This is a genomic window from Sphingomonas sp. LM7, from assembly GCF_002002925.1.
Classification (GTDB): domain Bacteria; phylum Pseudomonadota; class Alphaproteobacteria; order Sphingomonadales; family Sphingomonadaceae; genus Sphingomonas.
The window spans coordinates 2,964,143-2,980,845 of record NZ_CP019511.1 but is presented as its reverse complement, the minus strand read 5'-3'; the positions used below and the strand labels follow the sequence as shown (position 1 = coordinate 2,980,845).

Annotated in this window: 20 protein-coding genes; 18 read left to right on the top strand and 2 right to left on the bottom strand. The window is 66.8% G+C overall.

Translation table 11 applies throughout. The annotated features are described in order from the left end of the window. Window positions 1-191 precede the first annotated feature (191 nt). The 18 genes from BXU08_RS13580 to fliS all read left to right on the top strand — a co-directional run bounded on the left by BXU08_RS13580 (window position 192) and on the right by fliS (window position 15,524). Window positions 192-1,439: a sigma-54-dependent Fis family transcriptional regulator gene (locus BXU08_RS13580; protein ID WP_077510537.1), complete on the top strand. Its 1,248-nt coding sequence runs from the start codon at window positions 192-194 to the stop codon at window positions 1,437-1,439. Further along, window positions 1,436-1,798: a flagellar hook-basal body complex protein FliE gene (fliE, locus tag BXU08_RS13575; RefSeq protein ID WP_077510536.1), complete on the top strand. Its 363-nt coding sequence runs from the start codon at window positions 1,436-1,438 to the stop codon at window positions 1,796-1,798. The genes BXU08_RS13580 and fliE overlap by 4 nt, the downstream gene beginning before the upstream one ends. A 4-nt stretch (window positions 1,799-1,802) precedes the next feature. Next, entirely contained in the window at window positions 1,803-3,473 is a 1,671-nt protein-coding gene (gene fliF / locus BXU08_RS13570; RefSeq protein WP_077510535.1) for a flagellar basal-body MS-ring/collar protein FliF, read from the top strand. Beyond that, window positions 3,470-4,480 carry a flagellar motor switch protein FliG gene (fliG, locus tag BXU08_RS13565; RefSeq protein ID WP_077510534.1) on the top strand — a complete coding sequence of 337 codons (1,011 nt, stop codon included), beginning with the start codon at window positions 3,470-3,472 and terminating at the stop codon, window positions 4,478-4,480. The genes fliF and fliG overlap by 4 nt, the downstream gene beginning before the upstream one ends. After that, entirely contained in the window at window positions 4,464-5,198 is a 735-nt protein-coding gene (locus BXU08_RS13560) for a FliH/SctL family protein (RefSeq protein ID WP_253190377.1), read from the top strand. The genes fliG and BXU08_RS13560 overlap by 17 nt, the downstream gene beginning before the upstream one ends. After that, on the top strand, window positions 5,192-6,520 hold the full coding sequence (locus BXU08_RS13555) for a FliI/YscN family ATPase (RefSeq protein ID WP_077510532.1): 1,329 nt from the start codon (window positions 5,192-5,194) through the stop codon (window positions 6,518-6,520). Before BXU08_RS13560 ends, BXU08_RS13555 begins: the two co-directional genes overlap by 7 nt. Further along, entirely contained in the window at window positions 6,513-6,941 is a 429-nt protein-coding gene (locus tag BXU08_RS13550) for a hypothetical protein (RefSeq protein WP_077510531.1), read from the top strand. Before BXU08_RS13555 ends, BXU08_RS13550 begins: the two co-directional genes overlap by 8 nt. A gap of 70 nt (window positions 6,942-7,011) precedes the next feature. After that, entirely contained in the window at window positions 7,012-8,385 is a 1,374-nt protein-coding gene (locus BXU08_RS13545; protein ID WP_171982523.1) for a flagellar hook-length control protein FliK, read from the top strand. Between the two features lie 17 nt (window positions 8,386-8,402). After that, window positions 8,403-9,029 (top strand): flagellar basal body-associated protein FliL, encoded by a 627-nt coding sequence (gene fliL / locus BXU08_RS13540; protein WP_077510529.1) that lies wholly within the window; start codon window positions 8,403-8,405, stop codon window positions 9,027-9,029. A 6-nt stretch (window positions 9,030-9,035) separates the two neighbouring features. Beyond that, entirely contained in the window at window positions 9,036-9,983 is a 948-nt protein-coding gene (locus tag BXU08_RS13535; RefSeq protein ID WP_077510528.1) for a FliM/FliN family flagellar motor switch protein, read from the top strand. Beyond that, window positions 9,980-10,279, top strand: a complete 300-nt coding sequence (gene fliN, locus BXU08_RS13530) for a flagellar motor switch protein FliN (RefSeq protein WP_077510527.1) — start codon at window positions 9,980-9,982, stop codon at window positions 10,277-10,279. The genes BXU08_RS13535 and fliN overlap by 4 nt, the downstream gene beginning before the upstream one ends. Then, window positions 10,276-10,530, top strand: coding sequence for a flagellar biosynthetic protein FliO (locus BXU08_RS13525; RefSeq protein WP_077510526.1), 255 nt, complete (start codon window positions 10,276-10,278; stop codon window positions 10,528-10,530). Before fliN ends, BXU08_RS13525 begins: the two co-directional genes overlap by 4 nt. Beyond that, window positions 10,530-11,345: a flagellar type III secretion system pore protein FliP gene (fliP, locus tag BXU08_RS13520; protein ID WP_077510525.1), complete on the top strand. Its 816-nt coding sequence runs from the start codon at window positions 10,530-10,532 to the stop codon at window positions 11,343-11,345. The genes BXU08_RS13525 and fliP overlap by 1 nt, the downstream gene beginning before the upstream one ends. A gap of 2 nt (window positions 11,346-11,347) precedes the next feature. Next, complete coding sequence (gene fliQ, locus BXU08_RS13515) at window positions 11,348-11,617, top strand: flagellar biosynthesis protein FliQ (RefSeq protein ID WP_077510524.1); 270 nt, start codon at window positions 11,348-11,350, stop codon at window positions 11,615-11,617. A gap of 148 nt (window positions 11,618-11,765) precedes the next feature. Next, entirely contained in the window at window positions 11,766-12,536 is a 771-nt protein-coding gene (gene fliR, locus BXU08_RS13510; RefSeq protein WP_171982522.1) for a flagellar biosynthetic protein FliR, read from the top strand. Further along, complete coding sequence (flhB, locus tag BXU08_RS13505) at window positions 12,536-13,672, top strand: flagellar type III secretion system protein FlhB (RefSeq protein WP_077510523.1); 1,137 nt, start codon at window positions 12,536-12,538, stop codon at window positions 13,670-13,672. The genes fliR and flhB overlap by 1 nt, the downstream gene beginning before the upstream one ends. 42 nt (window positions 13,673-13,714) lie before the next feature. After that, window positions 13,715-15,121 (top strand): flagellar filament capping protein FliD, encoded by a 1,407-nt coding sequence (gene fliD, locus BXU08_RS13500; protein WP_171982521.1) that lies wholly within the window; start codon window positions 13,715-13,717, stop codon window positions 15,119-15,121. Between the two features lie 4 nt (window positions 15,122-15,125). After that, a complete protein-coding gene (fliS, locus tag BXU08_RS13495) occupies window positions 15,126-15,524 on the top strand; it encodes a flagellar export chaperone FliS (protein ID WP_077510521.1) in 399 nt (132 codons plus the stop codon). Window positions 15,525-15,557: 33 nt separating this feature from the next. Here the strand turns inward: fliS and BXU08_RS13490 are convergent, their stop codons facing one another. Both BXU08_RS13490 and BXU08_RS13485 read right to left on the bottom strand, forming a co-directional pair. Further along, window positions 15,558-16,229, bottom strand: a complete 672-nt coding sequence (locus tag BXU08_RS13490) for a glutathione S-transferase family protein (protein WP_077510520.1) — start codon at window positions 16,227-16,229, stop codon at window positions 15,558-15,560. 45 nt (window positions 16,230-16,274) lie between these two features. Beyond that, window positions 16,275-16,682 (bottom strand): hypothetical protein, encoded by a 408-nt coding sequence (locus BXU08_RS13485; protein WP_077510519.1) that lies wholly within the window; start codon window positions 16,680-16,682, stop codon window positions 16,275-16,277. Between the last annotated feature and the right edge of the window lie 21 nt (window positions 16,683-16,703).

Here is a 16,703-nt window from a genome sequence, read left to right as displayed (position 1 = left end):
CGCGTCCCCCCTGAACGGGAGCCCGGAGCCGCCAAGCCAAGGAACGGCAGCGCTGCGGACGGCTTAAGCGAAAAAATCGTCCATCACGCGCGCGCGTAGACGGGCGGGGACCGCAGAAGTGCGCCGTTACGTAGTTTTACGGCGCGTTAACCAACTTGCCCCCACAAGGCCCTCACAACAGGGGGTCATTCATGCGTTCGATCGTTCCTTCGGCAGCAGTTCTCCGGCAGAAATATGCTCTGGTCTCGTCGCTTCGGGCGCAGGGCTTCGCGATTGGATCGTGCGAAGACGGCAAGCCGGGGGCGCAGGATCTGTTCCTGATCGCCGAGGGCGAAGTTCCGCCGGCGCCGGCCCGCACCCTCATCCTGGGCGAAGGCGATCGCGCCGCGGTCCCGTTCCGCGACGGCAATCCCGCCCGCCTTTGCTATGGCAGCGAAGATGCCGCGATCGGCGCCGGTTTCGCCAGTGCGATGGCGCGGGGGCCCTACGAGCCCGTCGCCGCCGATCCCGAGAGCCTGGCGCTGCTGGCCCTCGCCGAGCGTGTCGCCGCCTCCGACATCACCGTGCTGATCAACGGTCCCACCGGCACCGGCAAGGAAGTCCTCGCCAAGGCGATCCACATGGGCTCCACGCGCCGCGACGGCCCCTTCGTCGCGATCAATTGCGCCGCGCTGCCTGAATCGATGCTCGAAGCGATGCTGTTCGGCCACCACAAGGGCTCGTTCACCGGTGCGTCGTCGGGCGGGCAGGGCTTTTTCCGCGCTGCGAACGGCGGCACGCTGCTGCTCGACGAAATCGCAGAGATGCCGCTGGGGCTCCAGGCCAAGCTGCTGCGTGCGCTGCAGGAACGCGAAGTCGTTCCGATCGGCGGCACGATGCCTGAGAAGATCGACGTCCGCGTCATTGCCTGTGCCAATCGCGATTTGCAGGGCGAAGTCACTGCCGGCCGCTTCCGCGCCGATCTCTATTACCGTCTCGCCGTTTTCCCGCTCGCCACCAAGGCGCTCGCCGAGCGCACTGGCGACATTGCCGCGCTGGCCGCGGCGATGGTGCTCCGGCACGCGGGCACCCGTTCGACGCTGCCATGGATCACTGCCGACGCGGTCGAAATCCTCACCGATCACGATTGGCCGGGCAATGTCCGCGAGCTCGAGAACGTCATCCAGCGCGCCTTGCTGCTCGCGCCGAGCGACGTCATCGCCGCGGAGCATCTGATCTTCGATCGCCGCCCCGAGACGCGCCAGCAGGACCGTCCCGAGACGCTGAGCAACATCGTCCAGATGCACGAGTTCCAGGCGATCCGCGAAGTCCTTGCCGAGTGCAACGGCAGCCGGATCGAGACGGCGAAGCGGCTCGGCATCTCCGAGCGCACGCTGCGCTATCGCCTCGCCAAGGCGCGCGAACAGGGTGACGATATCGCCCAGGCGATCTCGGCATGAGCGGCGCGATCTCAGGGGCAGGAGGCGCGATGAGCGTCGACCGCGTCCTCGCGCTCCGCTCGCAGATCCTCGAGCGCAACGCCGCGCTCACCCGCGCGCAGCAGGCCCCGGCGCCCACCGCGCCGGCGGATGCCAAGCCGGCGAGCTTCACCGATACGTTCCAGGACGCGTTCAAGTCGGTCAACCAGGCCCAGGCCCAGGCTGGCGCGCTTTCGGAAGCGTATGAGCGCGGCGAAACCGTCGACATCGCCAAGGTGATGCTTGCCCGCCAGCAGGCCTCGGTCGGCTTCGAGGCGACGCTGCAAGTCCGCAACAAACTCCTGTCCGCATACAAGGACATCATGAGCATGCCGGTCTGATCCGATGAGCAACGCACTCGCCACCGCAACCCCCGAAGCCGCCGGTACGCCGGTCCGCTTCGAACCGCTCAAACAGGTCTCGGGCCTGCTCGGCCAGCCTGCAGTCAAGCGCAGCCTGCCGTTCGTCTTCCTGATCGGGCTCCTCCTCGCCGGCTTCCTCGCCTGGTCGATGGTGTCGAGCTCGCCGCAGCGCATCCTGTTCGCCAATGTCAGCGATGCCGACAAGGCGGCGATCTCGTCCGCGCTTCAGGGCGCGAGCATTGCGAACAGCATCGATGGCTCGGGTTCGATCACCGTCGCCGAAGAGGATTACCACAAGGCGCGGATGCTGCTCGCCAGCCAGGACCTGCCCAAGGCGGCGCCCGGCGGCTATGCGCTGCTCGACAGCCTCCCGATGGGCGTCAGCCGTGCTGTCGAAGGCGAGCGCATGCGCCAGGCGCGCGAGACCGAACTCGCCCGCTCGATCCAGGAAATCGACGCCGTCGCCGAAGCGCGCGTCCATCTCGCCACGCCCGAAGCCTCCGCCTTCGTCCGCGATCGCGCAAGTCCCACGGCCAGTGTGATCCTCAAGCTCCAGCCGGGCCGCGCGCTCGCTGAGGCGCAGATCCGCGCGATCGTCAATCTGGTCGCCTCGTCGGTGCCGGGCATGCAGCCCGATGCCGTGACGATCGTCGATCAGATGGGCGCACTGCTTTCCAAGTCGGGCGGCAAGGATGCCAGCGCCGGCGATACCCGCATCGATTTCCAGCGCCGCGTCGAAGACAAATATCGCGAACAGCTCGCGCAGTTGCTCACCCCGATGGTAGGCGCCGGCAATTTCACGGCCGAGGTCCAGGCCGATGTCGATCTCGACGAGAGCCAGGCGACGCGCGAAAGCTATGACAAGCAGGGCCAGGTGATGCGCGCCGAGCAGGGCGCGTGGACCGGCACGTCGAAGGATGGCCAGCAGCCCGGCGGCATTCCCGGAACGCTGTCGAACACGCCGCCGCCCGCCAGCACGCTGGTCGCGCCCAATGAAGGCGGCGCCGCCGCTTCGGCCGCACCTGCCGCGCCGCCGCCGCCGCAGACCAAGCAGAGCGACAGCTTCACCCGCACCTATGAGACCGGCAAGGAAATCTCGGTCACGCGCGCCACGCCCGGCAATGTCCGCCGGCTGTCGGTCGCAGTGCTGCTGCGCGAAGAATCGGGCAAGCCGCGCGGCATCGCCGAGATCAACCAGATCAACGAGCTGGTCCGCGCCACGGTGGGCTTCAATGCCCAGCGCCAGGATCAGGTGACCGTGGTCAGCCGCAAGTTCAGCGTCGCCGCCGATGCCGGCAAGGAAGGCCCGGCCTGGTACGAGGCTTCCTGGGTGCCGATGGCCGCGCGCAACGGCACGGCCCTGCTCATCGCGCTGCTGGTCCTGTTCCTCGGCGTGCGCCCGCTCGCCAAGGCGCTGCTCAAGAAGCGCGAGGACGCGACGCCGGCTCGCCCGGCATTGCCGATCGGCGGACCCGATGGCGAGGGTATTGCCGGCGCCGCCGCCGCACCGGTTCCCAGCGTGTCGATCGACATGCTCGAGGATCGTGGCAACAGCTATGACGATCGCGTCGGGCTGGTCCGCGGCTTCACGCGGGAGAATCCCGCGCGCGCCGCGCTGGCGGTCCGCGACATGATCAAGGCGGACGCACAATGAACATGGTCCGCAGCTTCAATGGCGTCGAACGCGCCGCGGTGCTGATGATGCTCGTCGGCGAGGAGGAGGCTGCGGCCATCCTCCAGAAGCTCGAGCCCGACGAAGTCCGCGAGCTCGGCCGGGCGATGTTCACCGTCGCCGATGTCAGCGAGGCGGAAGTCGATCAGGCGCTCGATGATTTCGTGTTCAAGGCGCGCGGGCGCTCCAGCGTGGTGTTCGATCCCCGGCCGCAGGTCGAGGGGATGATGACCAAGGCGCTCGGCGCCGAGCGGGCCGAGAGCGTGCTCGCGCGGATCGTCCCGGCCGAAGCGACGGCGCGGCTCGAGCAATTACAATGGTTCGAGCCCGAGGAGATCGCATCGATGATCGCCGAGGAGCATCCGCAGATCGCCGCGGTGCTGCTCGCCCAGCTCGATCCCGAAATCGCCGCGCAGGTCTTCGATCATCTGCCGCAGGACGCGCAACCGCAGATTTTGCGCCGCGTGGCCAAGCTCGGACCCGTCCCGCCGGAGGCGATCGAGACGCTGAAACTGATGCTCACCACCCACGCAACCACCGCCCGAAAATCGGTCGGGCTCCAGATGGGCGGCACGCGCGAGGCGGCCAAGATCCTGTCGGGTGCGCGAAAGGTCACCGAGCAGCGCGTCATGCCCAAGCTCGCCAAGATCGACCGCGAAGTCGCCAGGGCGATCGAGGAGGCAATGTTCGTCTTCGATAATCTGCTCGAGCTCGACGACAAGAACCTCTCCACGCTAATCCGCAGCGTCGATGCCGATGTGCTGACCAAGTCCTTGAAGGGCGTCGAGGAGGATGTCCGCAACCGCTTCCTCGGCTGCATGTCGAGCCGTGCCGCCGACGGCATCCGCGACGAGATGGAAGCGCGCGGACCGATGAAGCTCGCCGATGTGCTCGACGCACAGAAGGTGATGATCTCGATCGCGCGCGGTCTGGTGAAGGACGGCACGCTGCAAATGCCGGGCAAGGGCGGTGATGACGACTATGTCTGAGTTCGCTCCCGGCTTTGCAGGCCGCATTCATGCGGCCGCGCACGTTCTCCACCGCGCGTTCGACGGCGCGACCTTTGCCGCCGCCGATGTTGGCAGCATCGGGCGCCGCGCGTTCCAGGAGCCCGCGCCGGTCACGCCGCGGCACTTTTCGCCCGCCGAGCCCGGCGTCAATCCCACCGAAGGCTGGGACCCGTTCGCTGCCGAGGCGCCCGCCGCGCCGACACCGTTCGTCGATCCGATCGCTGCCGCGCATGAAGCAGGCTTCGCCGAGGGGCGCGCTGCCGCACTGGCCGAGATCGAAGAGGCCCGCGCCAGAGAAGCCGCATTGCTCGATCAGGTGTCGCAGGCGCTCGCCGCCGGCGCGCATTTCGATCGCGAGCGCATGGCCGGGCACCTCCGCCAGACTGTGCTCCACTTGGTTCAGCGGATGATCGGCGATGCCGGCATCGCGCCCGACATCCTCGCCGCTCGCATTTCCGCCGCCGTCGACCTGCTTGCCGACGGCGCTGAATCGGCGCTGCTTCGCCTGCATCCCGACGATGTGCCGCTCGTCCAGGGCAAGCTCCCGGCGACGATCTTCCCGGTCGGCGATCCGCACGTCACGCGCGGCAGCTTCGTCATCGAAAGCGCTTCAACAATCGTAGAGGATGGTCCCGAAATCTGGCTGGAGCAGCTGGCGCTGGCCATTGATCGCGTTCCGATCCCGCCCGCATGCTGAACAAGTTCACCGACGATTATCTGGACGGTCTCGGCTGCCGCGACTTCGCGCCGCGGGCCAAGGTCTCCGGCCGGCTGTCGTCGTATGATGGATTGCTGATGGAGGCGGTGGGTCTTTCGCTTCCCGTCGGCACGGTCTGCGCGATCGGCGACGGCACCAGCCGCATCGAAGCCGAAGTCATCGGATTCCGCGCCGGCCGCACGCTGATGATGAATCTCGGCGGGCCCGCTGCATTGCTGCCCAATGCGCCGGTACGGCCGATCGGTCCTCCGGGCGAAGCCGAAGTCGGCGCCGCCTTGCTTGGCCGGGTGGTCGATGGCGCGGGCAAGCCGATCGACGGGCTCGGCCCGATCCGTGGCGCGGGCAAATGGCCGCTTGCCGGCAAGCTTCAGTCGCCGCTCGATCGCGGCCGCGTGCTCGAGCCGATGGATGTCGGCGTGCGCGCGATCAACGGGCTGCTCACCATCGGCCAGGGCCAGCGCGTCGGCATCATGGCTGGTTCGGGTGTCGGCAAGTCGGTGTTGCTCGGGATGATCGTCCGTGCCGCGCAGGCCGATGTCGTCGTGGTCGGGCTGATCGGCGAACGTTCGCGCGAAGTCGCCGATTTCCTCGAGACCAAGGTATTCGGCGCCGCCCGCGCCCGCTCGGTGGTGGTGGCGGTCCCGGCCAATCATTCGCCGGTGCTCCGCATCCGCGGCGCGTTGCGCGCCACCGCAATCGCTGAATCCTTCCGGGCCGAGGGCAAGAAGGTCCTGCTCATCATGGATTCGCTGACGCGCGTCGCGCATGCCGGCCGCGAGATCGGCTTGGCGCTCGGCGAACCGGCCAGCGCGCGTGGCTATCCGCCCAGCGCCATCGCGATGCTGCCCAGCCTGATCGAACGCGCGGGCACCTGTGTCTCGTCGGGTGGCTCGATCACTGCGATCTACACCGTGCTCGCCGATGGCGATGACGGCAATGATCCGGTCGTCGACTCGGCACGCTCGATCCTCGACGGTCATATCGTGCTCAGCCGTGCGCTCGCCGAACGCGGCGTTTATCCAGCGATCGATCTCGGCCCGTCGGTAAGCCGCGTGATGACCGACATTGCAGCGAAGGACCACATCCACGCCGCGCGCGTGCTGCGACGGCACCTGGCGACCTATGAGGAAAATCGCGATCTCGTGCTGATGGGCGCCTATCGCCCCGGTGCCGATCCCGAGATCGACGCCGCGATTGCTTGCCACCCGGCCGTGATGGAATATATCCGCCAGGGCTCGGACGAAATCGTGACCTTGCCCGACGCCGTCGCCGAGTTGACCGGCGTGTTCGGCGATGCCTAGGACGGCGAAGAAGCTCGAACGGCTTCTGCGTGTCCGCACGCTTCAGCTCGATCAGGTTCGCGCGGCAGAAGTCCATGCGCGCACCAAGCTCAATCAGGAAGAATCGCTGCGCGAGCGCATCGCCGCCCTCGCCGCCAATGTCGCGCCCACTGCTGCGCCTGCACCCACCTTCGCGACGTCGCTGATCGCCGCCGCGCATTATCGCGATCGCCTACATCAGTCGGCGCACGCTGCCGAGCGCCGCGTCGTCGTTGCGCATCAGGGCCTCGCATCGGCGCGCGCCGCAACCAAGGAAGCGCGCCGCGACCAGAGCGCGATCGAGAAGCTGATCGAGCGCGAGGACGCCAAGGCCGCGCTTAAGGCACTACGCGAACTCGAGACGCTGCCGGCCACTGCGAAAAAACGGCACGATATTTGCTGAATACCCCCTGATTGTTCGCGACCGGGGTCTTAGTCTCTTGATTCAGCTTTCGACACTTCTTCCTGGGACAGTGCCCGGACCGGTGCGTCCGGCGCTGCTCGCATCGGGGAGCACCAGCGGCTTCGCGGTCGCGCTGGGCGCGCTCGCCCTGCCGCGCGCGCCTGCGGTGCCGGGCGGTGAAGTGCTGCTGCCAGGGCGGCAGGCACTTGCCGAGCCCGGCAAGGATCTGCCGGTCGTCGCGTCGGAAACGGGGGAGGAAGCCGAAGCCGAAGACAAGAATGACCGCGAAGACGGGCCGGACATCGCGTTCGCATGGTTTGCCACTGCGCCGATCACCGTAGCGACACCCGCGCCGGGTCTGGCCATCGAAGCGTCCAAGCCTCGCATTGCAGTCGCCGGACGACTCTCGGAGACTGATGCGTCCTTGCTGCCGACTCCACTGCAGCAAGGCGGCCCCGTGGAAGTGCCCGCACCCGTCGCTGCGGAGACGGAGGGTTCGCCCGCGAAGCCATTCGAAGTGGCGGGGCCGGTTCTAACTGCGCCACTCGACGAAGGCGCGCCCGGCATCATGGTGCCGGCAGTCGAGCCATCTCTTGCCGAGCCGGTTGTTCCCACTGAACTGCACCTCTCCAAGACGACTGCGCCACCGGTCCAGGGCGGAGCTCCCAGCAAACCGGTTTCCGCATTGCTCCAGCCGATCGTGCAGCAGGCCCGGCCGGCCGAGGGCTCCATCCAGCGGACCGGGACCACCACCCGGAGGATCGACGCCACGGCTGCCTCGGTACGCGCATCGTCAGGGCTCGCGCAGGTCGCTGCTCCGACCGCTCCGGTACACACCGCCCCGCCGGTGTTCCAAGCGCCGCTGGCGACCGAACCGTCCGGGCCGTCGCTGGCAGCCACCGTCTTCGCCACTGCACTCGACATGCCACGCGGGCAGCGCCGGACGACGACCGCGGCCGATCTCGCGGGCGTCACAGTGGCACCCTCGGCGCCGGAGGCGCTGCGCGCGCATGTCGTCGCCGCGTCCGCCAACGTCGAGCAGGGCGCGCTCGACATGCGGCGCCAGGAATGGATGGGCCAGATGGTCGAGCATATCGAGGCGATGCGCGACGCCTCGCCAGTGCGTGAGACCCGAATCAGCCTCGCGCCTGAGGCGCTTGGCAAGGTCGATGTGTCGATCCGCCAGGAGGGCGAGCATGTCCATGTCCATTTCACCACCGAGACGCAGGCCGCGCGCCAGCTGATCGCCGACGCCCAGCCGCGGCTGAGCGAACTGGCCGAAGCGCGCGGGCTCAAACTCGGACAGACCAGCTTCGAGAGCGGCACCGCCGGCCAGGGGGCGAACCGCGACAGCCGCGAACAGCCCAGCCAGCCGCAGTCGCTCAAACCGCGTGCCGCCTCCCCGGAATCGACCGGCGGCAGCACTGACGACCGCATCGCCTGAGATCAACGGAGACCATCATGGCCGACAAGACCGACGCAAACGCTGCGCCCGCCCCCAAGGGGAAGGGCAAGAAACTGATGCTCCTGCTGGGCTTCCCGATCGTGCTGCTGGGTACCGGCGGCGGCGCCGCGGTATATGGCATGCAGGCGGGCTGGTTCAGCGTGAAGCCGAGCGAAGCCGAATCCGACGAACCCAAGCTTCTGCCGAAGGGCGAAGAGAAGCGCGCCGCGCTCAAGGGTGAAGGCAGCGGCGAAGGGCATAGCGAAGAAGGAGGGGCCGAGGGGGGCCATGGCAAGCCGACGCCCAAGGGCGAAGGGGGCGACAAATATGCCTCCAGCTATTATCCGCTCGAAAAGGAGTTCACCTCCAACCTTCAGGACAGCGTCCATTTCATCCAGGTCGGCATCGCCGTCTCGACGCCCTATGACGAGCGCGTCCTCGAAAACATCAAGACCCATGAGATCGCGATTCGCTCGCAGGTGCTGATGGCGCTGGGCGAAACCAATGAGGAAGAAGTCTTCACCGCAGACGGCAAGCGCCGCATCCAGGACCGGCTGGCAAAGGCAATCAACGCGGTTTTGAAGGAAAAGGAAGGTTTCGGGGGCGTAAGTAACGTCTACTTTACCAATTTCATCGTTCAGTGAGCGGGCATGGTTAACGCCCCTTCAGAACTCGGCACGACCGAACGGCGGGAACGCCCCCGGGCCAGCGCGGAACACTCGCCGGCGCTTGGGACGGCGAACCTGAATCCTTTCGGCGACCTCGTCACACTGCAGCATCTGTGCGCGCGGCTGGCCAAGTCTTTGAAGCCGGTGTTCGACGGGATCTGCCGCGCCGACCTGCGCACCTGGGCCGAGCCGCTCGCGGTGCAGCGCTGGGCCGACTATCGTACCGAGCGCGGCCATGACCTGACGGCGTGGCAGCCGCTGGCGATGGGCAATGCCAAGGCGCGCGTCCAGCTGGTGCTCGACGCGAAGCAGCTGCTCGCGATGCTCGACGCATTCTTCGGTGGCGACGGCGAAGCGCCGAACCCGCTGCCGAGCGAATTCACCCCCGCTGCGGAGACGCTGGCGGTTCGCCTCGCCACTGCGCTCGCCGCACCGCTTGAAGCTGCCTGGGAGCCGCTGACTCGCGTCGCATTCCGCGCGATCGAAGGCGGTAGCCTTGGCACGCTCCCCGAATTCTCCGGCGACGATCCCGTCATCGTCACCCGATTCGGCATCGCGCTGGGTGATCGCAAGCCGGCATTCGTCGATATTCTCTATCCCGTCGCGGCGCTCAAGCCGCACGGCGCCGCGCTCGCGGTCAAGGTCCATGGCGTCCCTGCCGAAGTCGAGCCCGAATGGCGCAGCGGCCTCACTCGCGTGGTGATGGGCGTCAAATTTCCGATCCGTTCGGTGCTCGCCGAGCCCGTGGTGTCGCTCGGTCGCCTGCTCGAACTGCAGGCCGGCGACGTCATCCCGATCGATTTCGGCCCCGAGGTTCCGGTGATGGTGGCGTCGCGCCGTCTGGGCACCGGCCTTGTCGGCACAGCCAACGGCCGCGCGGCCGTTCGGCTCACCCAACTCGAACCGCTCAGCGAAGAGGACTTCCGATGAACGACATGACCGGCGGATTTGCGGTCGACACCGCCCTGGCGACCAATTTCCGGTTGCTCCAGGACGTCGACGTCAAGCTCACCGTCGAGATCGGTTCGACGTCGCTGTCGCTGCGCGAATTGCTCGCGCTCGGCGAGGAAAGCGTCATCGAGCTCGACCGCGACGCCAACGAGCTGCTCGACATCTTCGTCAACGGCACGCTGATCGGCCGCGGCGAAGTCGTCACCGTCGGCGAGAAGTTCGGCGTGCGGATGACCGAGTTGGTGAGCCCGGAGAAGCGGACCGCACGCGCATGATGTGGTCCTACATCCTCAAGCTGGTGATCCTGCTGCCGCTGGTCTGCGGGCTGCTGATCGGCTGCCTTTACGCCTGGCGCAAGCTCGAGGCGCGGTTGCCGAAGAATCAGGGCACGCGGATGGTGCAGGTCAAGGAAACGATGATGCTCGCGCCGGGCCTCCGCTTGGCCGTGGTCGAGTTCGAGGGGCAGAAATTGCTCGTCTCGGTCAGCCGTAGCGGAGTCACGCTGGTCGATAAGGCCGCGGGCTGATGTTCGCCGGTCTCATCGCACCCCGCACGATCGGCGGCCGCGCGGCACTGTTCGTCGGGCTGCTTGCCTTTTTCATTCTCTTCGCCGCGCCGGCATTTGCCCAGGCAGTGCCGACGCCGGCACCCGTTCCCGGCGTAGGCGACGCGGTGGACCGCGCACTCGGTGACCTTGGCGGCGGCGATGCGCCGCTCAGCCTGTCGCTCCAGGTCCTCATCATCATGGGCCTGCTCACGGTGCTGCCGGGCATCCTGCTGATGATGACCAGCTTTACCCGGATCATCATCGTGCTGTCGGTGCTGCGCCAGGCGCTGGGGCTCCAGCAGACTCCGCCGAACCAGGTGCTGGTCGGGCTGTCGCTGTTCCTCAGCTTCTTCATCATGTCGCCGGTAATCAACCAGGCGAACACTACCGCGATCCAGCCCTATGCCGCCGGCCAGATCAGCGCGACGCAGATGATCGAGGGCACCGGTAAGGCGCTTCACGGCTTCATGATCAAGCAGACCCGCAACCGCGACGTGAAGATGTTCGCCGACATGGCCCAGGCGGGTCCCTTCGCCAGTCCTGCCGATGTGCCCTTCTCGGTGCTGCTCCCCGCCTATGTGACCAGCGAGCTCAAGACCGCGTTCCAGATCGGCTTCCTGATCTTCTTGCCGTTCATCGTCATCGATCTCGTCGTCGCCACCGTGCTGATGAGTCTCGGCATGATGATGATGTCGCCGACGATTATCTCGCTGCCGTTCAAGCTGCTGCTGTTCGTGCTGGTCGATGGCTGGGCGCTGACGATGGGCAGCCTCGCCGCGAGCTTTGCGACCTAGCGATGGACGCCGATTATTTCCTTACTGTCGCGCGCGAGGCGATGTGGGTCGTCGCGCTCGCCTCGGCGCCGATCCTGATCCCGGCTTTGCTCGCGGGCCTCATCCTCGGCATGGTCCAGGCCGCTACGTCGATCCAGGAACAGACGTTGAGCTTCGTGCCCAAACTGATCGTCGTAGCGGTGAGCCTGGTGATCTTCGGCGGCATGATCCTCGGGCTGCTCGGCGACTTCACGACGAGCATCTTCGAACGCATTCCGGATCTGGTGAAGTGATCGACGCCGTCTCTTCTTCCCTCTCCCCTTGTGGGAGAGGGAAGGGGCCTGCTTGCGGAGCGAGTGGGAAGGGCGAGGGGGAGATGGCTCTCACTCCCCCTCGCCCTTCCCACTCGCTCTCTCTCCCACCAGGGGAGAGGGAATACGCATGATGGGCTTCGGCCTCTCGATCGAGCCGCAGCTGTGGACCCTGCTGTTCGCGATGGTGCGGATCGGTGCGGCGTTCGTCGCCGCGCCGGTGTTCAGCGCCGTCTCGATCCCCTTGCCCGCGCGCATCGCGCTCACCGGCGCGATCGGCGTGCTCGTGGTCAACACCACCAATATCACCCCGCCCGAGCAGATCTTCGCGCTCAGCACCTTCCTTGCGGTCGCTGCCGAGGCATTGATCGGCCTCGCGCTCGGCTTCGTGCTCCAGGTCGCCTTTTCCGCGCCGCTGGTGGCCAGCGAAGTGATCGGCATGTCGATGGGGCTCGGCTTCGCCAACGCGGTCGATCCCAACAGTGGTCATTCTACGCCCGCGCTCGGCCAGTTCCTCACGCTGCTGCTGACGCTGATGTTCCTCGCAGTCGACGGCCACCTCATCCTCGTCGATCTCGTAGTGCGCAGCTACGAGACGATGCCGCCCGGTGCCTGGCTCGCGCCCGAGCGGCTGTTCGGCATCGCCCTGTTCGGCGGCTATGTGTTCCTCGCCGGGCTGCTGCTCGCGCTTCCCGTGGGCTTCCTGCTACTCTGCCTCAACGTCATCGTCGGCATGCTCAGCCGCGCCGCGCCTGCGCTCAACCTGTTCGCGGTCGGCCTGCCCGCCAGCCTTGCCGTCGGCGTCGTCGCGATCCTGCTCGCACTGCCCGCGATGGGCGATTACCTGCTCGTCATCATTCGTGAAGCGCTCGACGCTGCGCCCCGGCTGGTGCTCGGCTGATGTCGGAGAGTGCAGGCGAAAAGACAGAAGCCCCAACCCCCAAGCGCAAGCGCAAGGCGGTAGAGGAGGGCCAGCTTCTCAAATCGAAGGATTTCGGCACCGCGATCGTGATCCTCGCCGGTTGCGCGTGGATGTCGTTCATGGGGCCCTCGCTGATCGGCGCGTGCAAGGAAGTGATGACCGCCAGCTTCTCGTTCGGGCGCGGCGATATCGAGCATTTCGAGCCGTGGCGGCCGATCGCATCGGCGGGCTGGAAGTTGGCGCCTTCGCTGGGCGGGCTGTTCGCGCTCGCGATGATCGCGGCGATCCTCAGCCAGGCCGGGCTCGGCTCGATCGGCTGGAACAACAAATTGTTCGCGCCCAAGGCATCGCGGATCAATCCGGGCGCGGGCATCAAGCGGATGTTCGGCCCCACCGGCTGGATCGAGCTCGGCAAGTCGCTGCTCAAGGTGATCCTGCTCGGTGCGATCGGCGCGTGGATGCTGCGATCGATCACGCACCAGTCGCTCGGGCTGGTCGCCGCCGATCTGCACGGCGCGATCGGCGCACTGAGCGGCCAGTTCCTCACCTTGATGTTCGTGATGGCAAGCGGCTTGCTGATCATCGCGGGTATCGACGTGCCGATCCAGATGATCCGCCATTTCCGCCAGCTGCGCATGAGCAAGCAGGAAATTCGGGACGAGCATAAGGAAACCGAGGGCTCGCCCGAGCTCAAGGCTCAACAGCGTGCACGCCAGCGCGAGATCCTAAAGGGCGGCTATCGCAAGACCGTCGCCACCGCGCATGTCGTGCTCACCAATCCGACGCACTTCTCGGTCGCGCTGCGCTACGATCAGGGTAAGGATCAGGTGCCGGTTGTGGTCGCCAAGGGCCGTGGCCAGACCGCGCTGGCGATCCGCGAGCTTGCCGCCGAGTTCGAAGTGCCGGTGCTCGAATATCCGCAGCTCGCCCGCGCCGTCTACTACACCAGCCGCGAAGGGCAGGAGGTCCGCGACGACCTGTATCAGGCGATCGCGATCGTCCTCGCCTTCGTCTTCGGGATAAATGCACGTGCCGGCGGCGCCCAGCCGCCGGTCACCGTTCCGCCGGGGGCATTGTTCGACGAAAACGGCGCAAAAATCGAGCGTCCGGCCTAAAGCGCGGCCCCGCGCGGCCGCTTAATGGGACAGGGGGAAACCATGGCCATCGAATCGATCGCAAAGACGCTGGGAACCGGCTCGGGAGTCGACGTCACTGCGCTCGTCACCGGGCTTGTCGAGGCGAGCTTCGCCAACAAGAACAAGGCCCTCGCCGCGAAGACCGAGACCCTCACGGCGCAGATCTCCAAGGTCAGCGAGCTCAAGAGCACGATCAGCGATTTCGCCTCCGCGCTCGCCGCGCTCACCACCGGCGGCACGCTCGCCACCCAGCCGACCAGCGCGCGCAGCGACGTCCTCACCGCCACCCGCCTCGCCGGCGCCGATCTCACCGGACTCAATGCCTCGGTCGAGGTGCGCCAGCTCGCACAGGGACAGGTCGCGAGCACGACGGCGTTCACCGGCGGCAAGGATACCGTGGTCGGCACCGGCACGCTGACCCTGACCTTCGGCGCCGCCACGATCGCCGGCACTTCGATGACCGGCTTCACGCCCGGGCCGGCCGCGCCGATTGCGATCACTGTGGACGCGGCGAACAATACGCTCGACGGCGTGGCCAAGGCGATCAACGCCGCCAATGCCGGCGTCACCGCGTCGATCATGACCGACGACAGCGGCGCGCGGCTGGTGATCAAGGGCGCAACCGGCGCGTCGCAGGCATTCGAACTCACCGGCAGCGGCGATCTCGCCCAGCTCGACATCGGCCGCACTGCTACAGCTTCGCAGATCAACAGCACTGCGCAGGACGCGTTGCTCGCGCTCGACGGCGTAGAGACGCGTTACGCGACCAACAGCGTCTATGGCCTGATCGAAGGCGTCCGGCTCGATCTCGTCTCCGCCGCGGTCGGCACCAAGGTCGGGATCGGCGCCAAGACGCCGACCACCGAGATCAACCAGACGATCACCAACTTCGTCGAGACCTTCAACGAAGTCTATAAGATGGTGAAGCTGGCTACCAACGCGGTCGACGGACCCTTGCGCGGCGATCCCGCGGCCAAGGACCTGCTTCGCCAGCTCAGAGGACTGACGCTTGCGGCGCTGGTGCCCGATGCCGCTGCCGACACGCCCAGGTCGCTCGCCGATATCGGCATTGCCACCCAGCGCGATGGCACGCTCAGTGTCGATACGGCACGCCTTGCCAAGGTGGTCACGTCGTTTCCGAAGAACGTCGAGGCGATCTTCGCTCAGGGCGCCGGCCTCACCAAGGCGCTCTCGGACATTGCTAGCAAGGCGGCCGACAAGACCACCGGGCTCGGTGTCAGCCAAGCCAATTACGAGAAGGCGCAGACCAAGATCGAGGACGCGAAGGAAGACATCCTCGCCGCGACCGAGAAGATGCGCAATCGCATGACCCAGCAATTCGCGGCGATGGATGCCAAGGTGGCTGCATATAAATCGACGCAGAGCTTCCTCGATCAGCAGATCAAGGCATGGAACGCAGGCAATTGACGTCATGACGCGCTACGCAACCCAGCTCGCCAATCCGGCCGCCACCTATCGCCAGGTCGATCTGGCGGGGCGCACCAGCGGCGCCGATTCGCACAGGCTGGTTGGCCTCCTCTACGAAGAAGGCGTCGCGGCGCTGCGCGCGGCCGCTTGCGCAGCCGAGACCCGCCAGTTCGCGATCAAGAGCGAGCGCGTCGCACGCGCCACCGCTATCCTGTTCGCGTTGGAAGCGGGCCTCGATTTTGACAAGGGCGGCGAAGTCTCGCGGACGCTGTCGAGCTTCTATCACGGGCTGCGGCAGCAGGTGCTCCATGCCAGCATTGGCACCGACCCCGCACCCTTTCGCGAAGCCGCGGCGAGCCTGGAGGAGATCGGCGGGGCCTGGGCCAGCGTGCGGGCTTCGTAAAGCGCGCGTGCGTATTCCGCTAGGATCGCCGCCCTACAGGTCGAGCTTTTCGTAATCCGCAGGCGGTGGGATCCCCTCCATCCGCTCGGACAGCAACGGCCGGAAGCTCGGGCGGCTCTTCATGCCGATATACCAGCGCTTGGCCTGGTCGTGGCTCTTCCAGTCGATCCCGCCGAGATAGTCGGCGATCGAGATTTGCGCCGCCGCGGCCAGATCGGCGAGGCTCATCGTCGGGCCGGCGAGCCAGGTGCGGTGATCGAGCAGGTAATCGATGTAATCGAGATGCGCGACTGCGGCCTTCATCGCCTCCCGCAGTGCCTTGGCGTCGGGCGCGACCTTGTGCACCACGCGCTTGATCATCCGCTCGTGGAGCAGCGGGGCAGTGATGTCCCCATAGAAATGATCGTCGAACCAAATCACGAGCCGGCGGATCTCGGCGCGGTCGGTGGCGGTGCCGTTGATCATCGCGTTCTTGCTGACCGTCTCCTCAAAGAACTCGCAGATCACCGTCGAATCGATCAGCGTCACGCCGCGCTCGGTATCGACCATCACCGGAACCTGCCCGGTGGGGTTCAGGTCGAGGAACTCGTCGCGGCGCTGCCAGGGCGATTCGCGCACCGGCTCATAGCCAATGGCCTTCTCGCCCAGCAGCAGGCGGACCTTGCGCGAAAACGGACAGAGCGGGAATTGAAGGAGCTGCCACATGCAGCCCGTATCTACTGCAGACGCGCGGCGCGTCCAGCCGATGCGTTAATAATCGTCGCCATAGGCCTCGGCCAGCCCGGCCAGCGCATCGCGCAGCCGATCCGTGGTGCGCGCCAGCTCGCCACTCATCGCCAGCGCATCGCCCGCGACTATTCCCGCACCGGCGACGGCGCGGCGCGTCTGATCGTGCAGCCGCGCCTCGAAATGCGGGTCGCGGCGGCGCTGGACATCGCGCAGCGTGTCCGACGGGCGGATGTCGTCGTCGGAATAGCGCGAGAGCGGCCCGACTTTGGTGTCCAATACGATCCCCGCGAGCGCGCTCATCGCCATAGCGACGCCTTCCTGCACCATCGGATCATTGAGCCGCCGCACCGCTTCGGCGTCGCCGCGCGATTGCGCAGCGGCGGGCAGGGCGATCGCGCAGAGCGCAGCAGCGGTGAAGACCAGACGCATGATATTCTCCCGAGTCGGCAG